The 16,946-nt window shown below is 67.9% G+C and carries 16 protein-coding genes; 7 read left to right on the top strand and 9 right to left on the bottom strand.

Annotation, left to right across the window (positions count from 1 at the left end; all coding sequences use genetic code 11):
* Window positions 1-19: 19 nt before the first annotated feature.
* Both UU7_RS04050 and UU7_RS04045 read left to right on the top strand, forming a co-directional pair.
* A complete protein-coding gene (locus tag UU7_RS04050) occupies window positions 20-241 on the top strand; it encodes an AbrB/MazE/SpoVT family DNA-binding domain-containing protein (protein ID WP_007805611.1) in 222 nt (73 codons plus the stop codon).
* Window positions 242-251: 10 nt separating this feature from the next.
* Window positions 252-680, top strand: a complete 429-nt coding sequence (locus tag UU7_RS04045) for a type II toxin-antitoxin system death-on-curing family toxin (protein WP_040672816.1) — start codon at window positions 252-254, stop codon at window positions 678-680.
* 46 nt (window positions 681-726) lie between these two features.
* Here the strand turns inward: UU7_RS04045 and UU7_RS04040 are convergent, their stop codons facing one another.
* The 5 genes from UU7_RS04040 to UU7_RS04020 all read right to left on the bottom strand — a co-directional run bounded on the left by UU7_RS04040 (window position 727) and on the right by UU7_RS04020 (window position 9,184).
* Entirely contained in the window at window positions 727-1,665 is a 939-nt protein-coding gene (locus tag UU7_RS04040; protein ID WP_007805609.1) for an alpha/beta hydrolase, read from the bottom strand.
* A gap of 155 nt (window positions 1,666-1,820) precedes the next feature.
* A complete protein-coding gene (gene murD / locus UU7_RS04035) occupies window positions 1,821-3,194 on the bottom strand; it encodes a UDP-N-acetylmuramoyl-L-alanine--D-glutamate ligase (RefSeq protein ID WP_007805608.1) in 1,374 nt (457 codons plus the stop codon).
* Window positions 3,194-4,567 carry a UDP-N-acetyl-alpha-D-muramoyl-L-alanyl-L-glutamate epimerase gene (gene murL, locus UU7_RS04030; RefSeq protein ID WP_040672834.1) on the bottom strand — a complete coding sequence of 458 codons (1,374 nt, stop codon included), beginning with the start codon at window positions 4,565-4,567 and terminating at the stop codon, window positions 3,194-3,196. The genes murD and murL overlap by 1 nt, the downstream gene beginning before the upstream one ends.
* A gap of 70 nt (window positions 4,568-4,637) precedes the next feature.
* Window positions 4,638-7,247: a bifunctional aspartate kinase/diaminopimelate decarboxylase gene (locus UU7_RS04025; RefSeq protein WP_274378291.1), complete on the bottom strand. Its 2,610-nt coding sequence runs from the start codon at window positions 7,245-7,247 to the stop codon at window positions 4,638-4,640.
* A 419-nt stretch (window positions 7,248-7,666) separates the two neighbouring features.
* Complete coding sequence (locus UU7_RS04020) at window positions 7,667-9,184, bottom strand: fumarate hydratase (protein WP_007805602.1); 1,518 nt, start codon at window positions 9,182-9,184, stop codon at window positions 7,667-7,669.
* 173 nt (window positions 9,185-9,357) lie between these two features.
* Between UU7_RS04020 and UU7_RS04015 the strand changes: the two genes are divergently transcribed.
* Entirely contained in the window at window positions 9,358-10,257 is a 900-nt protein-coding gene (locus UU7_RS04015; RefSeq protein WP_007805600.1) for a PhzF family phenazine biosynthesis protein, read from the top strand.
* 50 nt (window positions 10,258-10,307) lie between these two features.
* Here UU7_RS04015 and UU7_RS04010 read toward each other — a convergent pair whose 3' ends face one another.
* Window positions 10,308-10,892, bottom strand: coding sequence for an outer membrane beta-barrel protein (locus UU7_RS04010; RefSeq protein ID WP_007805598.1), 585 nt, complete (start codon window positions 10,890-10,892; stop codon window positions 10,308-10,310).
* Between the two features lie 268 nt (window positions 10,893-11,160).
* On the opposite strand from UU7_RS04010, the gene UU7_RS04005 reads away from it, so the two are divergent.
* Genes UU7_RS04005 through UU7_RS03995 form a run of 3 tightly spaced genes read left to right on the top strand, consistent with a single transcriptional unit; the run spans window position 11,161 to window position 15,326 of the window.
* A complete protein-coding gene (locus UU7_RS04005; protein WP_007805596.1) occupies window positions 11,161-12,489 on the top strand; it encodes an APC family permease in 1,329 nt (442 codons plus the stop codon).
* A gap of 51 nt (window positions 12,490-12,540) precedes the next feature.
* The gene (locus UU7_RS04000) at window positions 12,541-13,077 is read left to right on the top strand and encodes a (2Fe-2S)-binding protein (RefSeq protein WP_007805594.1); all 537 of its coding nucleotides are present in this window, start codon (window positions 12,541-12,543) and stop codon (window positions 13,075-13,077) included.
* Window positions 13,074-15,326 (top strand): xanthine dehydrogenase family protein molybdopterin-binding subunit, encoded by a 2,253-nt coding sequence (locus UU7_RS03995; protein WP_007805592.1) that lies wholly within the window; start codon window positions 13,074-13,076, stop codon window positions 15,324-15,326. Before UU7_RS04000 ends, UU7_RS03995 begins: the two co-directional genes overlap by 4 nt.
* A gap of 15 nt (window positions 15,327-15,341) precedes the next feature.
* Here UU7_RS03995 and UU7_RS03990 read toward each other — a convergent pair whose 3' ends face one another.
* The 3 genes from UU7_RS03990 to UU7_RS03980 form a co-directional block, all read right to left on the bottom strand.
* On the bottom strand, window positions 15,342-15,590 hold the full coding sequence (locus tag UU7_RS03990) for a DUF1272 domain-containing protein (RefSeq protein WP_007805590.1): 249 nt from the start codon (window positions 15,588-15,590) through the stop codon (window positions 15,342-15,344).
* 140 nt (window positions 15,591-15,730) lie between these two features.
* The gene (locus UU7_RS03985; RefSeq protein ID WP_007805588.1) at window positions 15,731-16,039 is read right to left on the bottom strand and encodes a hypothetical protein; all 309 of its coding nucleotides are present in this window, start codon (window positions 16,037-16,039) and stop codon (window positions 15,731-15,733) included.
* A 71-nt stretch (window positions 16,040-16,110) separates the two neighbouring features.
* Complete coding sequence (locus tag UU7_RS03980) at window positions 16,111-16,554, bottom strand: DUF2628 domain-containing protein (protein WP_007805585.1); 444 nt, start codon at window positions 16,552-16,554, stop codon at window positions 16,111-16,113.
* 179 nt (window positions 16,555-16,733) lie between these two features.
* On the opposite strand from UU7_RS03980, the gene UU7_RS18905 reads away from it, so the two are divergent.
* Window positions 16,734-16,946, top strand: a 213-nt coding sequence (locus UU7_RS18905; protein WP_238530881.1) for a hypothetical protein, incomplete at its 3' end; no start/stop codon positions are given.

Raw genomic sequence — 16,946 nt, 5'->3', positions numbered from 1 at the left:
ACAATCAGTGGAACCCGCCATGAAGCTCAAGATCACCACCATCGGCAACTCCGCCGGCGTCATCCTGCCGCGTGAACTGCTGGCCCGTCTGCGCCTGGAAAAGGGCGACGAGCTGTTCGCCCTGGAAACCCCCGACGGCATCCGCCTAACCACCTACGATCCGAACCTGGCCAGGCAGATGGAAGTGGCCGAGGAAGTGATGCGCAAGGACCGAAACGTCCTGCGCAAACTGGCGCAATAGGCGGATGAACATGATCATCTGGATCGAACGACCGCTCGCCATCGCTATCCACGAGCGGCAGTTGGCCGAACATGGCGGCGGCATCGGCGTGCGCGACGATCACCTGCTGGACTCGGCGCTGGCCCGCCCGCAACAAGCGCACGCCTACGGCGATCCGCCGCCTGATCTTGCCGACCTGGCCGCCAGCCTCGCCTTCGGCCTGGCGCGCAACCACCCCTTCGTCGATGGCAACAAACGCACGGCGCACGTCTGCTATCGCGTCTTCCTCACACTCAACGGTGCCGACCTTGTCGCCAGCGACGAGGAAAAATACGTCCACATGGTCGCCCTCGCCGAAGGCAGCCTGCCTGAAGCCGAGTTCGCCGCATGGTTGCGCCAGCACATGAGGCTCGACGCCGGTTCAAGCCTCAACGAGGCGCCGGCACGCTACGCGCGCTGAATCCGCCTGCACCACACTAGGGCCGGGCATCTGCGTTCACCCATGCTCAGTCCTGCACCATGCCGATCGTGTGCAGCCATGCTTCGGCCAGCTTCGACCAGCCGGTGATCGGGTTCGCGGTGGGACGCAAGCCGAAGGCATGGCCACCATGCGCATACAGGTGCATTTCCGCCGGCACCTTCGCCTTTGCCAGTGCGGTGTAATAGACCAGCGCCTGATCCACCCCATCCACGTAGTCGTCCTCCGCCTGCAGCAGGAACGTCGGCGGCGTCGTGGCTGAAACCGGAATGTTCGGGTTCAACTTGCCGTCACCCCGGGTCAGGTGCCCGGGATAGATCGGCATGGCGAAATCCGGTCGCGCGCTTTCCCGGTCGGCCGCATCCACCGGCGCATACAGATGGCGATCGAAGTTCGTGCTGATCTCCGCCACCAGGAAACCGCCAGCCGAGTAGCCCAGCACGCCGATCCGGTGCGGATCGACGTGCAGTGCGGCGGCTTGCGAACGCACCAGCCGCATCGTCCGCTGCACGTCCTGCAAGGAGGACACCGACAAGGCGAAATTGTGCGGACGGCAGTCGCACTTCCAGTCGTAAGGCAGGCTCGGCACGCGATACTTCAGCAGCACGCAGGTGATGCCTCGCGATGTCAGCCAGTCGCAGGTCTCGGTGCCTTCAAGGTCGATGGCAAGGATCTGGAAGCCGCCGCCGGGAATCACGATCACCGCCGCGCCGGTGTTCTTCCCCGTGGGCGCGTACACCGTCATGGTGGGCTGCGTGACATTGGTGACCGCCGTCGCCGGCTTGCCCGCCAGCAGCTTCTCGCTGACCTTCGCCGTTTCCGGCCCGGGCACCGGCTGCAGATCCGGCGCCGCGCCCGGCCATATCGGAACCTGCGTGTGTCCGGCAGCAGGCTGCCACACCGGTGTCTTCGCCTGCACGCTGGCGCAAAGCGCCAGCAACCCGAGCGCGGCGATGAAAGCTTTCATGGCGAGTCTTCCTTGCTGGCGCATGGCCAGGCGGGATCTACAGGGCGGGAAATCTGCGGGAGCGCAGCGTGCCTATTCTGGGCGAGTCATCGGCCCGGCGGCGGCAGGTTTCATGACTTTCCCGGGACGCGTCGCGACACAACCCGTGCAGGGATTCAGCCGCGCTGCATTCCCTCGATACCCAGCCCGTCGATGCTGGCGATCCCGGCCGAATCGAAACCGGCCAACGCGCTGAACCGCCGCCCGCGCTCCGCATAATCCTTGAACTGATCGAAGCTGGGCGCACCCGGTGAAAGCAGGATCACGCCCGCGGCGGGAGTGCAGGCCCGGGCCTCGGCGACCGCCGCGGCCAGGTTGTCGACCAGGGCCAGCGGGCAGGCGACGCCTGCCGCGCGCAAGGCTTCGGCGATGCGCGCGCCGTTGCTGCCCATGCAGACGATCGCGTGCGCCGGTGCGTTGCGCATCGCCTCGACGAACGGCGTCCAGTCCAGCCCGCGGTCGTGACCGCCGACCAGCACGGTCACCGTGCGGCCGTGCAGGCTTTCCAACGCGGCCAGCGTGGCCAGCGGCGTGGTGCTGATCGAGTCGTTGACCCAGTGCCAGCCATCGTGTTCGCCCAGCGGCTGCAGGCGATGCGGCAGCGGTCGGAAGCGTGCCAGTGACGGCGCGGCAGCCAGCGCGTCCAAGCCGATCGCCTCCAGCGCGGCCAGCGCGGCGCAGGCATTCAAGGCGTTGTGCAGGCCGGGCGCGGCCAGCTGCGCCACCGGGAAAACCTGCTGCGTACCGCGGCAGATGACCTCGCCTGCAACGTGCCAGCCGTCGGCCTGGCCGAACTGCAGGCGCTGCGGATGCGTGCCGGTGAGCGCCAGCAGGTTCGGCTGCAAGGCATTCACCAGCAGCTGGCCGGACACGTCCCCCAGCTTCAGCTTGTCCGCCACGTAGCGCTCGCGCGAGCCGTGCCAGTCCAGGTGTTCTTCGTACAGGCTGGTGACCACGCCCAGCTCCACGGGCCCGGCTTCGCCGGTCTGGAAGCTGGACAACTCGATCACCCACAACTCCGCGCGCTGGTCGAGCAGTTCCAGCAGCGGCAGGCCGATATTGCCGGCCAGCGCGGTGCGCACGCTCAAGCTCCGCGCCAGGTGCGCGATCATCGCGCTGGTGGTGCTCTTGCCCTTGGTGCCGGTGACGGCGATCACGCGGGCGTCGGGGTTCTCGCCGAACCACAGCGCGGTGCCCGAAGCGACCGCCGTGCCCCGCGCCTGCGCCGCGAGCAACGCGGGCTTGTACGCCGACACGCCGGGCGACTTCACCACCACGTCGAACTGCGCCAGTGTCGCGGCATCCGGTTCGCCGGCAACCACCTCGAGCGCGCCATCGAAAGCGCGCGCCGCGTCGACCTCGCCGGCACTGCAAAACAGCACCAGCGACAGCTGCGGACAACGCTGGCGCAGGGCGTGGATCGCGGCACGGCCTTCGCGGCCGAAACCCCATACCGCCACGCGGCGGCCTTCCAGATCGGCGAAACGCATCAGCCGATCGTCTTCAGTGCCGGCCGCAGGCGTGCCGGCACGCGGTGCTCCGGCGACGGTTCCAGCCACGGCTCCAGCGCCAGCTGCGAGCCATCCAGCTGCGGCAGGATCTCGCTGCGGAAGCGCGTCACCAGCGCATCTTCCTGCCACTCCGGCCGCTGGCTCAGCGCGAACATCGCGGCGCGCGCCTCGGCGCCCTCGCCCACGCATTCGAACGGCTTGTGGTCCTGGTATTCCAGCAGCGCGTCGAACCCGGCGGCCTGGTTTTCATCGTCCAGCAGGTTGCGGCCGAAGATGGAAAGCAGCCGCGGCTTGGGCAGGAACGGCGCCAGCGCCAGGAACACGAAGTGACACTTCGGGCACTGCCCGCACCAGCGGTCGACGGGCTTGGGCCCGAGCAACCTGAAGTTGCGATTGCAGCTGGAGAACGCGTCGAAGTACGGCGTCAGTTTCGCGAACGCGCGGGTGATCGCCAACTCCGAATACGGCCGCAGCAGCGAGCAGTAATCGAGATCGCTGGCCACGTGCGTGTGCAGCCAGCTGCCCAGCAGCTGCTCGAAGGCGTAGCCCTTGCTCCACTGGTGGTTCACCTGCTGGCCGTCATATTCCAGCGTGGCGGCCGAGGCGGAACGTTCGTTGGCGAAGGCGATGGAGTCGTAGCCATACAGGATCGCGGCGACGGCGAGGATCGCCGAGTTCACCGCGGTCACCGGGATATGTCCGTTCCACGCGCCCAGCCGGTTCATCTCGAACAGCCCCGGCGCCAGTTCGCGCTGGATGTTCAGCGTGGGCAGGCCGGTGCGCTCGGCGCAGGCCGCGATCAATGCCGAATTGCCGACCCACACGGCGGTCGCCTCGCCGCCGATGGACTTGATCGCCTCCACCGCGACCAGCGAATCCTTGCCGCCGCCGATCGGCACCAGGGTGCGCCGGGGCAGGTTGAGTGATGGAGCCTTGGGTAGACCCGCCCCCTCACTCCGCCCCTCTCCCCCCGGGGGAGAGGGAGATGTTGCGCTTCGCGGAAAACTTATGCGCCCGCGCAGGTCCAGCCCGTTGCGATAGGCGAACTCGGCCAGGCCGTGCAGGTACAGCGCGTCGAGCAGGTCGGCGGTGGCGTCATCCAGCGGACCATCGGCCAGCTCGATCTTCGGCGGCACGCCGGCCTTGTAATAGCTGACCCCGGCGATCAGGTGCAGCAGTTTCAGCGCCGCAGCGAATGCCGCGCGCCGCTCCGCCGGCAGCGCCGGCGCCTGCGGAAAGCGGATCGTCTCGACCAGTTCCTGACCATCATCGAACGCATAGCCCAGCTCGGCCACGCCATCGGCGTAGCTGGCACGGGTGAACCGGAACACCTGGGTCAGGCGGGGCTGCATGGTTGGTTGCACATCGTTCTCCAAGCGGTCGCCCATTATCGCCGCAGTTTCATCCGCGCAGGCAGAAGCATCATTCGAGGATGATTTCCTCGGCCTCGTCGCGCATGTTGTACGGGCTGGACATCACCTTGCCGTAGGCGCCGGCCTGGGCGATCAGCATCACGTCGCCCTCGGCTGCTTCGGGCAGGCGACGGTCGCTGCCCAGCACGTCGCCGCTTTCGCAGATCGGGCCGACGATTTGGTACAGCGCGGTGGCCGGTTCGTGCAGGCGGGTCAGGTTGACGATCTCGTGCCAGGCGTCGTACAGCGCAGGGCGTATCAGGCTATTCATGCCGGTGTCCAGGCCCAGGTAACGCAACGCGCCCTTGCCCTTCTGCTGGGTGACCTTCGCCAGCAGCACGCCGGCGTCGGCCACCAGATAACGGCCCGGCTCCATCCACAGCTGGTAATGCGGATACGCGGCCTTGACCTCGCGCAGCACGCGATCGAGCGCGGCGATGTCCAGCCGCGCCTCGCCCGGATGCGACGGCACGCCAAGTCCGCCGCCGATGTCGATGAAGCTGACGCTGCCGATGCGTTCGGCCAGGCTGGCCAGCTGGGCATAGACCTCGCCCCAGTGCGTGTCGTCGAGGATGCCCGAGCCCAGGTGCGCATGCAGGCCGCGCACCGTGACGCCGTGCGCGTCGGCCAGATGCAGGAAGTCGTCCAGCTGATCGACCGGCAGGCCGAACTTGCTGCCGCTGCCACCGGTGCGCACTTTTTCGTGGTGGCCCAGGCCGCGACCCAGATCCACCCGCAGCACGATCTCGCGGCCACGGAACAGTTCGCCCCAGTGCTCCAGCGGATACAGCGCGTCGAGCGACACCGTGGCGCGCGTGGTCAGCGCCCAGGCGTAGTCTTCGCGCGGCGCGAAGTTCGGCGTGAACAGCAGCGGCGCGGATTCGGGCACATGGGCCAGCACGAACTTCAGCTCGCCCGGCGACACGCATTCGAAACCGAAACCTTCCTCGGCCAGCGCAGCGAGGATGGCAGGATGGGTATTCGCCTTCACCGCGTAATGCAGGCGATCGACCGCAGCCAGCGACTTCAGCTCGCGCGCCTGATGGCGCACGGTGGGCAGGTGGTAGACGTAACGGGGCGTGGCTTCGGCGGCGATCTGCAGCAGGCGATCGCGCTCGGCCTCGTGCCACCACGCGGCGGCCACGTCCGGCACTTCGCCGCTGCCGTACAGCGCCTGCCAGCTGGGACCGAACAACGCGCTGTCGTCGGTGCGCAAGGCCCCGGCGCCGATCAACAGGTCGTGCAGGTGCGGCAGCAACAGATCCACCACCTCCTCGTCCACCACGAAGGTGAGATTCAGGTTGTTCGACGACTGCGAAATCATGTGCACGCGCAGCTGGCCGAACTCCGCCAGCACGCCGGACAAGGTATGCAGCAGCGAGCGCATGCCGCGGCCGACCAGGGTGATCGCGGCGCACGGCGCAATCACCTTGACCCGGCACACCTTGGCCAGGTCCGAGGCCAGCGCCGCGATCGCGTCGGAATCGAGCAGGTTCTCGGTGGGGTCCAGCGACACGGTGACATTGGTTTCGGCCGAACCGATCAGGTCCACCGACAGACCGTGCTGCTTGAAGTGGGCGAACACGTCGGCAAGGAAACCGACCTGTTGCCACATCCCGACCGATTCCATCGACACCAGGGTGATGCCCTTGCGTGCGCTGATCGCCTTGACGCTGGGCGCGTGCGCGCGCACCTCGGGACCGATCACGGTGCCCTCGAGCTCGGGCCGGTTGGTGTCCTTGATCAGCAGCGGCACGCGCGGCTCGCGCAGTGGCGACAGGCAGCGCGGATGCAGCACCTTGGCTCCGGTCGAGGCGATTTCCTGGGCCTCCTCGTAATCCAGCCGCTGCAGCAGGCGGGCCCCGGGCACCTGGCGCGGGTTGGCGGTGAACATGCCGGCCACGTCAGTCCAGATCTCCACCCGCTGCGCCTTCAGCAACGCGCCGAAATAGGCGGCCGAAGTATCCGAGCCGCCGCGACCGAGCAGCACCGTGCGCCCCTGGCTTTCACGGGCGATGAAGCCCTGGGTGATGAACACCTCGCCCAGCGCGGCCAGCCGCGCGTTCAGCGCGGGATCGGGTTTCGCCTCGACCATGGCCGACAGCAGCCGGGTGCGCTCGTTCTGGTTCGGCAGCGCCACGGCCGACAGGCATTCGCGCGCATCCAGCCATTGCGTGGTCACGCCGCTATGACTGAGGAAGGCGGCACCCAATGCACTGGACATCAGCTCGCCGTGTGCCTGCACCTGGGCCTGCCAGGCCAGTTCGCCCAAGCTGCCGCTGTCGTCGGCCAGCCGGACCAGGTCGCCCAGGCGCTCGTTGAGCGTGCCCGGCAGGGCCAGCTGCATGTGTTCGAGCAGTTCGTAATGACGCTGCACGATGGCCTTCGCCGCCTCGTTGCGCTCGGCGCGATCGGCGTGCCGGCACAACTGTTTCAGCGCATCGGTGATGCCGGACAGCGCGGAAACCACCACCAGTACCCGAGCGCCCTCGGTGCGCCGACTGGCCACCAGCTCGCGGATGTTCTGCCAGCGCGGCAAGCTCGCCACGCTGGTGCCGCCGAACTTCATCACGATCCAGGGGGCGTGGGCAGGCAGGGGCGCGGAAGTTGGCGAGGTCACGGGTGTTCGCTATGGGCGGTGGGACATCCGGCCAGTGTTGCGCTGCCGCATCGGAATTGCAAATGGTTTTTCGATGCGGTCATTTGGACGTTTGGACGTCTGAATGATGATGACTTGTCGGGGTTGGCGTGTGCGAGGCAGGCGGCCCGGAGGGGGTGGCCGGATGAAGACTGGATGGTCCGGAAAGCTTTTATGGGGCGAGGTCGGGGCTTTTTGGGGGCTGTTGCCGGAAACGTGGCGCACTTGCTCCCTCCCCTGCTCGCAGGGGAGGGCTGGGGTGGGGTGCTCTTGCTCCCTCCCCTGCTTTGCAGGGGAGGGCTGGGGTGGGTGCTTTTGAGCTTTTCGATGACCCTGAGCTACCCCACCTCAATCCTCCCCTGGGAGGGGAGGAGGCGATGGTGTGCGCTTCGCGCACTTGTTTATTGAACGAAGACGGGGATTTTTCCGATCCTGGCCTGCCACTCGCGCGGGCCGGTCTGGTGCACCGAGGTGCCGCCGGAATCGACGGCCACGGTCACCGGCATGTCCTCGACGGTGAATTCATAGATCGCCTCCATGCCCAGATCGGCGAAGCCGACCACGCGCGAAGCCTTGATCGCCTTGGACACCAGGTACGCGGCGCCGCCGACGGCCATCAGATACACCGACTGGTGCTTCTTGATCGCCTCGATCGCGGCCGGGCCGCGCTCGGCCTTGCCGACCATGCCGAGCAAACCCGTCTGCGCCAGCACCTGTTCGGTGAACTTGTCCATCCGCGTGGCGGTGGTGGGGCCGGCGGGGCCGACCACTTCTTCGCGCACGGGATCGACCGGGCCCACGTAGTAGATGAAGCGGCCCTTGAAATCGACCGGCAGCGGCTCGCCCTTGTTCAACATCTCGACCATGCGCTTGTGCGCGGCATCGCGGCCGGTGAGCAGCTTGCCGTTGAGCAGCAGGGTTTCGCCCGGTTTCCAGCTGGCCACTTCCTCGCGGGTGACGGTGTCGAGGTTCACCCGGCGGCCCTTCGAGGTGTCGTAGGTGAGCTTGGGCCAGTCTTCCAGCGACGGCGGATCGAGCATCACCGGACCGCTGCCGTCCAGCACGAAGTGCGCGTGGCGGGTCGCGGCGCAGTTCGGGATCATGGCCACCGGCAGGTTTGCCGCGTGGGTGGGGAAATCCTTCACCTTGACGTCGAGCACGGTGGTCAGGCCGCCCAGGCCCTGGGCGCCGATGCCCAGCGCATTGACCTTCTCGTACAGCTCGATGCGCAATTCCTCGCAACGGTTGGCCGGGCCGCGGGCGATCAGTTCCTGGATGTCGATCGACTCCATCAGCGATTCCTTCGCCATCAGCATCGCCTTCTCGGCGGTGCCGCCGATGCCGATGCCGAGCATGCCCGGCGGGCACCAGCCGGCGCCCATCGTGGGCACGGTATTCAGCACCCAGTCGACGATCGAGTCGGAGGGGTTGAGCATCGCGAACTTCGACTTCGCTTCCGAGCCGCCGCCCTTGGCCGCCACGATCACCTCGACCGTGTCGCCCGGCACGATCGACATGTTCACCACCGACGGCGTGTTGTCCTTGGTGTTGATGCGCTTGCCGGCCGGATCGGCCAGCACGCTGGCGCGCAGCTTGTTGTCCGGGTCCATGTACGCACGGCGCACGCCTTCGTTGGCCATGTCTTCCAGAGCCATGGTGGCGTCGTCCCAGCGCACGTTCATGCCGACTTTCAGGAACACGGTGACGATGCCGGTGTCCTGGCACAGCGGGCGATGGCCTTCGGCGGCCATCCGCGAGTTGATCAGGATCTGCGCCATCGCATCCTTCGCAGCGGGCGATTCCTCGCGCTCGTACGCGGCGGCGAGGCTCTTGATGTAGTCGACCGGGTGGTAGTAGCTGATGTACTGCAACGCGTCGGCGACGGACTGGATCAGGTCTTCTTGCTTGATGGAGGTCATGGCGGCAGCTTTGATGTCGAGGGGGCGAGGCGCCGCAGACTGCTGTCCGGGGCGCACAACCCTCTTATTGTGCCGCAAATCGCTGCGGCGCCCGCAGTCCGCCGCAGCGGAAGGGTGACATCCCGGCTTGCCGCTATCATCGAACCCCTCCCCGTCACCCGTCGCCACCGACCATGCCCGACACCTTCCGCTTCCTGAAGCTGGACGTCTTCGCCAGCCGCCTGTTCGACGGCAACCCGCTGGCCGTGGTGATCGGGGCACAAGGGCTGGATGGCCAGGCCATGCAGCGCATCGCGCGCTGGACCAATCTTTCGGAGACCACCTTCCTGCTGCCGCCGAGCACGCCGCAGGCGGATTACCGCGTGCGCATCTTCACCCCGCGGCAGGAGCTGCCGTTTGCCGGCCACCCCAGCGTGGGCAGCGCGTATGCGGCGATCGAGACCGGCCTGGTCGACGCCGGCAAGACGGCGCTGATCCAGGAGTGCGCCGCCGGCCTGCTGCCGGTGCAGGTGATCGGCCAGGGGCCGACGCGAATCATCCACGTGCAGGCGCCGCCGGCGCGGATGCACGCGCTCGACGATGCACGGAGGGCGCAACTGGCGTCCGCGCTGCAGGTGGAACTTGCCGGGGATGAGGTGGTGCTCGTCGACAACGGTCCGCACTGGCTGCTGTGCCAGCTGGGCGAGGCGGCAACCGTCCGGGCACTGAAGCCGGACATGGGCGCCCTGGCGGAAATCTGCACGCGGCAGCACGCCGTCGGCGTCGGTGTGTTCGGCCGCGAGCGTTCCGGCGATGCGGCGATGGCCGTGCGCGCGTTCTGCCCGGCCGACGGCATTCCGGAAGACCCGGTCACCGGCAGCGCCAACGCGGCGATCATGGCCTGGCTGGCCGCGCGCGGCGATCGCGACGGCTACGGCCTGGACTATCGCGCCAGCCAGGGCCGCGAAGTGGGTCGCGACGGCATCGTCGAGGTGGCCCGCGACGCAGCCAGCGGCGCGGTCACCATCGGTGGCGCCTGCGTGATCGGCGTACGCGGTGAACTGAGGCTTGATGAGCCGACCGGTCACGCATGAAGAAAACGGCCGCCCGGGGCGGCCGTTCTCCTGCACCGGTTGCGCGAGACTCAGAAACGATATTCGGCAAATCCCGACAGCGAGCTGACGGCTTCCTTGGCCTTGGTGCCATACACCGTGGCACGGCTGTGGTACTCGTCGAAGTTCACGCCCAGACTGAAGTGCGGCGTGACGTCGTAACCGACGCCGACGCCACTGTAGGCCCCATCGCCACTGAAACTGTCCGAGCCGAGAGTGGTCACGTTCGCGTCGAACTTCGAACGGAACCAGCCCGCGCGTGCGGACAGGTAGATCTTGTTGTTGAAGGTGTACTTGAAGTTGGCGCCAAGCAACGGCCCGGTCAGCTTGGTCTTGAGGTTGACGGTGTTGAAGTTGACGATCAACGACCCGCTCGCCTGGCCCAGGTTGACGTAGCCAGCTTCGACGCCAAGATCGCTGGCGTCGCCCATATGCCACGCATATCCGACGCGCGCCGCGGTGGTGGTGTCGGTACGGTCGTCGAAGCCGCTGTCGTGGAAGTGCGACTGGCCGACATTGGCGTTGATGAAGAACGCGCCCGTATCGGCGGCAAACGCGCCGGTCGACACGGTGCCCAACGCCAACGCGAAGGCGGCCATCCTGATGACTTTGTTCATACGATTCCCTGTTTGGATACTGCTGCCATGCCCGCTGCCACATGCATGCGGGCGCGGCATTCTGCGTGAAGCGGGAGACGGAACCAAGAGCCGCATGAAATTGCGAGACAACGCAGTTTTTGCGTCGACGCGCGGCTCCCTCACACGCCACGAGATTCCGACGCACCACCACCGTTGCGGTGTGCACGGCGAGCTGCAAACCGGGCCCGGCTTGCCCGATCGCCGGCGCGACGCCATGCTGTCGCGTCAGCCCTGCCGAGTCCATCGAATGTCATCTCCTCCGCCGTCCACGGGCTCCTACCTGCGCAGCCTGCGTCCCTGGGACGCCGCCCTGATCGTGGTCGGCGGCGTCATCGGCGGCGGCATCTTCCTTACCCCCGGCGTGGTGGCGCAGCGCACCGAGTCCGGCTTGTGGCTGTTGCTGATGTGGGTGGCCGCGGGCTTGCTCACCCTGCTGGGTGCGCTGTGCTACGCCGAACTGGGCGCCCGCCGGCCGCATGCCGGCGGCACCTATGTCTACCTGCGCGAGGCGTTCGGGCCGCTGGCCGGTTTCCTGTTCGGCTGGACCATGCTGCTGGTGATCTACTCCGGCTCCTCCGCCGCGGTGGCGACGATCTTCGCCAGCTATGCCGCCCCGCTGTTCGGCCTGTCGGCGGCGTGGTCGCTGCCGTTGACGATCGGCGCGCTGGTCTTCGTCACCGGCATCAACCTGTTCGGTATCCGCCTTGGCGCGCAGATCCAGAACCTGTTCGCCCTGCTCAAGCTGCTGGCGGTGGCGGTGCTGGTGGCTTGCGGGCTGTTCTTCGCCGGCGCCGGCCACCAGCAGGTGCTGGCCGCGGACCCTGCGCGTCGCGGCGTGGGCTTCATCGGTGCGGCGCTGCCGGTGCTGTTCGCGTACTCGGGCTTCACCTATCTCAACAACCTCGCGGGCGAAGTGCGCGAGCCGCAGCGCACCTTGCCGCGTGCGCTGGCGCTGGGCATGGGCCTGGTGATCGTCGCCTACGTGCTGGTCAACGTGGCCTATCTCGCTGTGCTCGGCCACGCCGGCCTGGCGGCCAGCAACGCGCCCGCCGCCGACGTGATGCAGCAGGTGGCCGGGCCGATCGGCGCCAGGCTGATCGCGCTGGGCGTGGCGATCTCCACCCTCGGCTTCTGCAACATCACCCTGGTCGCCGGCGCGCGCGTGCTGCAGGTGATGGGCGAGGACGGCCTGTTCTTCCGCGCCGTGGCCCGCCTGCATCCTCGCTGGCGCACGCCGAACACCGCGCTGCTGCTGCTGTCGGGCTGGGCGGTCTTGCTGGCGCTGGCGTTCAGCTACGGCCAGCTGCTCGACTACGCCACCTTCGGCGACTGGCTGGCCTGCGCGCTGGGCGTGGCCACCCTGTTCTGGTATCGCCGCCATGACGATGCGGCAGGCGGCTTCCGCGTGCCGGGCTATCCGTGGCTGCCGCTGCTGTTCGTCGCCGCAGTGGTGGCGGTGGTCGTCGCCACCCTGCTCGACAACCCGCGCAGCTCGGCCATCGTGCTGCTGGTCATGCTGGCGGGCGTGCCGGTCTACTTCGTCTGGCGGCGCCTGTTCAGCCATCCACTGCCCTAAGCGGGCGGCGGCAATGCCACAATGTGCGAATCGACCTCAAGGAGATGATGGATGGCGCCCGTGCAAGCCCAGGTCCTGCCGCCCCCTCCGGAAAGCGGCATCGTTCCGGAAAAGATTCGCGACGGCATCGACCTGCTGATCAATGGCGAGCACTACCGCCACACCGGTGATCCGCAGATGCCGCTGCTGTGGTACTTGCGCGACGTGTTGCGGCTGACCGGCACCAAGTACGCCGGCGGGCACGGCGGCAGCGGCGCCGACCTGGTGCTGCTGGACGGCAAGGCCGTCTCCGCGATCGCCCAGCCACTGGCCAGGCTGGCCGGCAAGGCGGTGGTCACCGTGGAAGGGCTGGCCGCCAATGATGGCAGCCTGCATCCGCTGCAACAGGCCTTCATCGACGAGGACGCGATCGGCTGCGGCTACTGCACGCCGGGCTGGCTGATCGCCGGCGTCGATCTGCTGCGCCGCAAGCCGCATCCGGGCGACGACGACATCGACCAGTTGCCCAACCTGTGCCGCTGCGGCTGCCAGACCCGCGTGCGCCGCGCGATCAAGCGAGCCGCCGCCGGCAAGGCGGGCCCGCGATGAGCCAGGGCATCCGACTTTCGCGCCGCCGCTTCCTGCAGGTGCTCGCCGGCACCGCGGGCTCGCTGCTGGTCGGCATCCGCTTCGCCGAAGCGGCCGACGCACCGCTGCCGCCGGCACTGCTGGGCGACAACATCCACGGGCTCGGACCGTACGTGCGCATCGACGAGGACGGCAGCGTGCTGATCGGCGCGCGCGATCCGGACACCGGCACCGGCGTGGCCACCTCGCTGCCGCGCATCATCGCCGACGAACTCGACGTCGACTGGAACAACGTGCGGGTGGTCGCGCTCGGCCTCGGCGTCGACAGCCGGAACGGCAAGCCGGTGTGGAGCTACGGCCACCAGGTCGGCGGCACCGGCACCTCGATCCCTGCCGCTTGGCGCGACCTGCGCCAGGCCGGTGCGGTGGCGCGCTGGCTGCTGCTGCAGGCCGCCGCACGCCGGCTGGGCCTGGCCGCCAGCCGCCTGCGCAGCGAGAACGGCATGGTCATCGCGCCGGACGGTCGCCGCTTCAGCTACGGCAGCCTGGCTGCCGACGCCAGCAAGATCGCCCTGCCCACCACCTTGCCGCCGCTGAAGAACCCCGCCGATTACCGGCTGATCGGCCACGGCGTCGGCGACGTCGACGCGCGCGCCATCGTCACCGGGCAGACCCGCTACGCGATCGACCACTTCTACGGCGACGCCGTGGTCGCCGTGCTCTCGCATTGCCCCTGGCCCGACGGCAAGCTGGCACGGATCGACACCACCGACGCGCTGGCCGTCGACGGCGTGCTGAAAGTGGTGCAGCTGCGCCCCGAGCGCGGACAACCGGCGGGCAGCACCGTGATCGCCCCGGCCGTGGCCGTGCTCGCCGAAAACACCTGGGCCGCGCTGCAAGGCCAGGCCCGGCTCAAGCTCGAATGGAAGCCCGGTGCCAGCGGCGACGCCAGCAGCAGTGCGCTGGAACAGCAGGCGCTCGCCCTGCTCGGCGGCAAGAGCGCGCCCACCACCCGCGTGCGCAACATCGGTGATGTCGACGCCGCCGGCAAGAAGGCCGCGCGCCGCCTGGAGGCGACCTACTTCCAGCCGTGGCTGGCGCACGCCACCGCCGAGACGACGAACTGCCTGGTGCGGCTGGACAAGGATCGCGCCAGCCTGGTGGTGCCCACCCAGGCGCCGCAGGCAGCCTCGGCCGTGGTGCAGCGCCTGACCGGCCTGGCCGCGGACAAGATCGACATCCGCGTGCCGCGCGTGGGCGGCGGCTATGGCCGCCGGCTCGATCACGACTACGTGGCCGAGGCGGTGATGCTGGCCAAGGCGATCAACAAGCCGGTGCGCCTGCTGTGGTCGCGCGAACAGGACCTGCGCAACGACTACTACCGCAGCGGCAGCGTGCACCAGCTGGGCGCCATCATCGATCGCAAGCGCCAGCTGCTGGCGTGGAACCAGCGCATGGCCAGCGCCTCCGCACTGACCGGACGCGGCGTGCCGCAGGATCACCTGTGGACGTCCGAACTGCAGGCCGACCAGTTCCCCGCCCCGCTGGTGCCGAACTATCGCAGCGACTGGTACGCGCTGGAATCGGCCACTCCCCGCGGCCCGATGCGCGGCATGCCGCACCTGAGCAATGCGTTCGCGGTGGAAAGCTTCATCGACGAAATCGCCCACCAGATGCGCGAGGACCCGCTGAAGACGCGCCTGCGCATCCTCGGCGAAGCGCGCCAGCTGCCGCTGGACAACGGTCGCACGCTGGACGTCGGCCGCCTGGCCAACGTGCTGCGCCTGGTCGCCGATCGCATCGAGTGGAAGAACTGGCTGCGCACCGTCAACGGCCTGGGCATCGCCTGCTGGCACGTCGACGGCGCCTACGTCGCGCACGCGATCGAGGCGGCGATGCAGGGCGACAAGCTCACCATCCAGCGCGTGGTCTGCGCCGTCGACGTGGGCCGCGTGATCAACCCCACCGGCCTGCAGGGCCAGGTCGCCGGAGCCACGCTGGATGCGCTGTCCATCGCCATGAATGCCGCCATCACCATCAAGGGTGGCCAGGTGCAGCAGCACGACCTCAGGGATTACCCGCTGGCCAGCATGGCGCAGCTGCCCAACGAGGTGGAGGTGATCACCGTCGACGACGAGCGTGACCCCGCCGGCGCCAGTTTCCTGGCCATGCCCACGGTCGCCCCCGCGCTCGCCAATGCGGTGTTCCGCGCCAGCGCGGTACGCGTGCGGCGATTGCCGTTGATGAAGGAGCTGCTGCGGCTGCTGTAGTGGTGCCTGTCCCGATCAGCCGGCGCTGGCGCAGCCATCCGGCCTGGTCACCCGCTCCGTCGATGGCGGGTACTTCGCCAGCAGCGCCGCCGCCCGCGTTGGCCGCGGGCTGAAGCCGCCGCCGCAGTTCGGGCAGGTGCCGTGCAACACCTGCTCCACGCAGTGCGCGCAGAACGTGCACTCGAACGAACAGATCATCGCGCCCTCGGCCTCGGCCGGCAGGTCGCGGTCGCAGCACTCGCAGTTCGGTCGCATCTGCAGCATCGGAATCTCCCCTGCCGCACATCGCCTGCGCGGCCATCATCGTCACCTGGCGAGGCCAGCCCGTCCATCCTGCCAACGCCCTGCATCGTCGCCGGCTCGAGCGGAGGCACGGCGTCGCCCCGGGTCTCGGACGACGGTCGTCAACGGTACAGCAGCCATGCCAGAACGTGATACTCCGCGCCGACGCAGGCCAGCGACAACAGCACGAACAGCAGCAGCCTCAACGCCGCGTACAAGCCATCCACTTCCCGATCCGGCGGCGGCCGCTGCGCGGGCCGATACCACAGGCGGAGGCTGCGATTGACGATGACGACACCGCGCACGCAGTCGACCAGGTCCTGCCAGCTCCCGAAGAAGAGGCGGCCCAGGAAGATGTACGCGGGGAAATTGCCGACCAGCAGTGCCAGCGCCAGCAGCGGGTGCTGGAAATCCGCGGGTCGCTCATGCATGGCCAACTCCCGGCAACGCCGAACCTGTCCCGACCCGGCGACTCATGCGATCGGCCCTGTCCCTTGAGTGCTCAGAACCAGCTCATCTCGCCCAACACCACCTTGCGGTAGTAAAGAAGATCGGCGCGCAAGGCGTAGACGGCCGCAAAACCGTAACCGACTCCGTGCGAGAGCCTGCCCTTGCTGAGCATCTGCAGCAGCACGCCCAGTGCAATGGCCAAAATGGAATACATCAGTGCCGGCCGCCACAACCCCTTGGCCAGGAAATACAACGGCCCGAAGAAGAACGCGAGGAAATTGAAACCGATGGCCCGCCGTTCGCCGGACTGCAATTTCCGCGCATCGGACAAGTCCGGTCCACCCGCCTTCTCGATCAGCCTGAACTTGCGCTTCCACGCATCGGACACGTCCAGCCGTGAGACAAGGTCCACCGGCTTCGCCGCCGGAGCGGCCACCGCCGCCACCGGACGCGCCGGCTGCACGTGGTCAACGTAGGTATTGTACGGATCGCTCATGAAACCCCCTTCCCTGGATGCCGAAACCGGAGTGGCAAACCGCGTCGTAGCAGGCTCGCCAGGACAAGCAACGGCCGAAAGACTACACGATCGGGCGCGCCCGCCCCATGGGAAAAAACCCGATGCGAACCTGACCGGCATTTCGGACGAAACTCGTACCGCTCCCGGACCGTCGATGAATGAATGAAGTCTTTGGGTGCGGTCTATACCGAGGTCCGAGCCAGCGAAACCGACTCAACAAGACCGGTTACGGAAATGCAGCCGGGCAGCGGCTGCATCGCAACGGCAAGGACTGCACCATCGGCGGCTATGCCGCGATCAAGTTCCGCGCACAGGAAGCAGCCTGCAAAGACTGCCCGCTGCGCACGAAGTGTTTACGCAAACCCCAGACC

Origin of the sequence: Rhodanobacter spathiphylli B39, assembly GCF_000264295.1 — a bacterium.
Classification (GTDB): domain Bacteria; phylum Pseudomonadota; class Gammaproteobacteria; order Xanthomonadales; family Rhodanobacteraceae; genus Rhodanobacter; species Rhodanobacter spathiphylli.
This window is presented reverse-complemented; position numbering and strand designations above follow the sequence as displayed.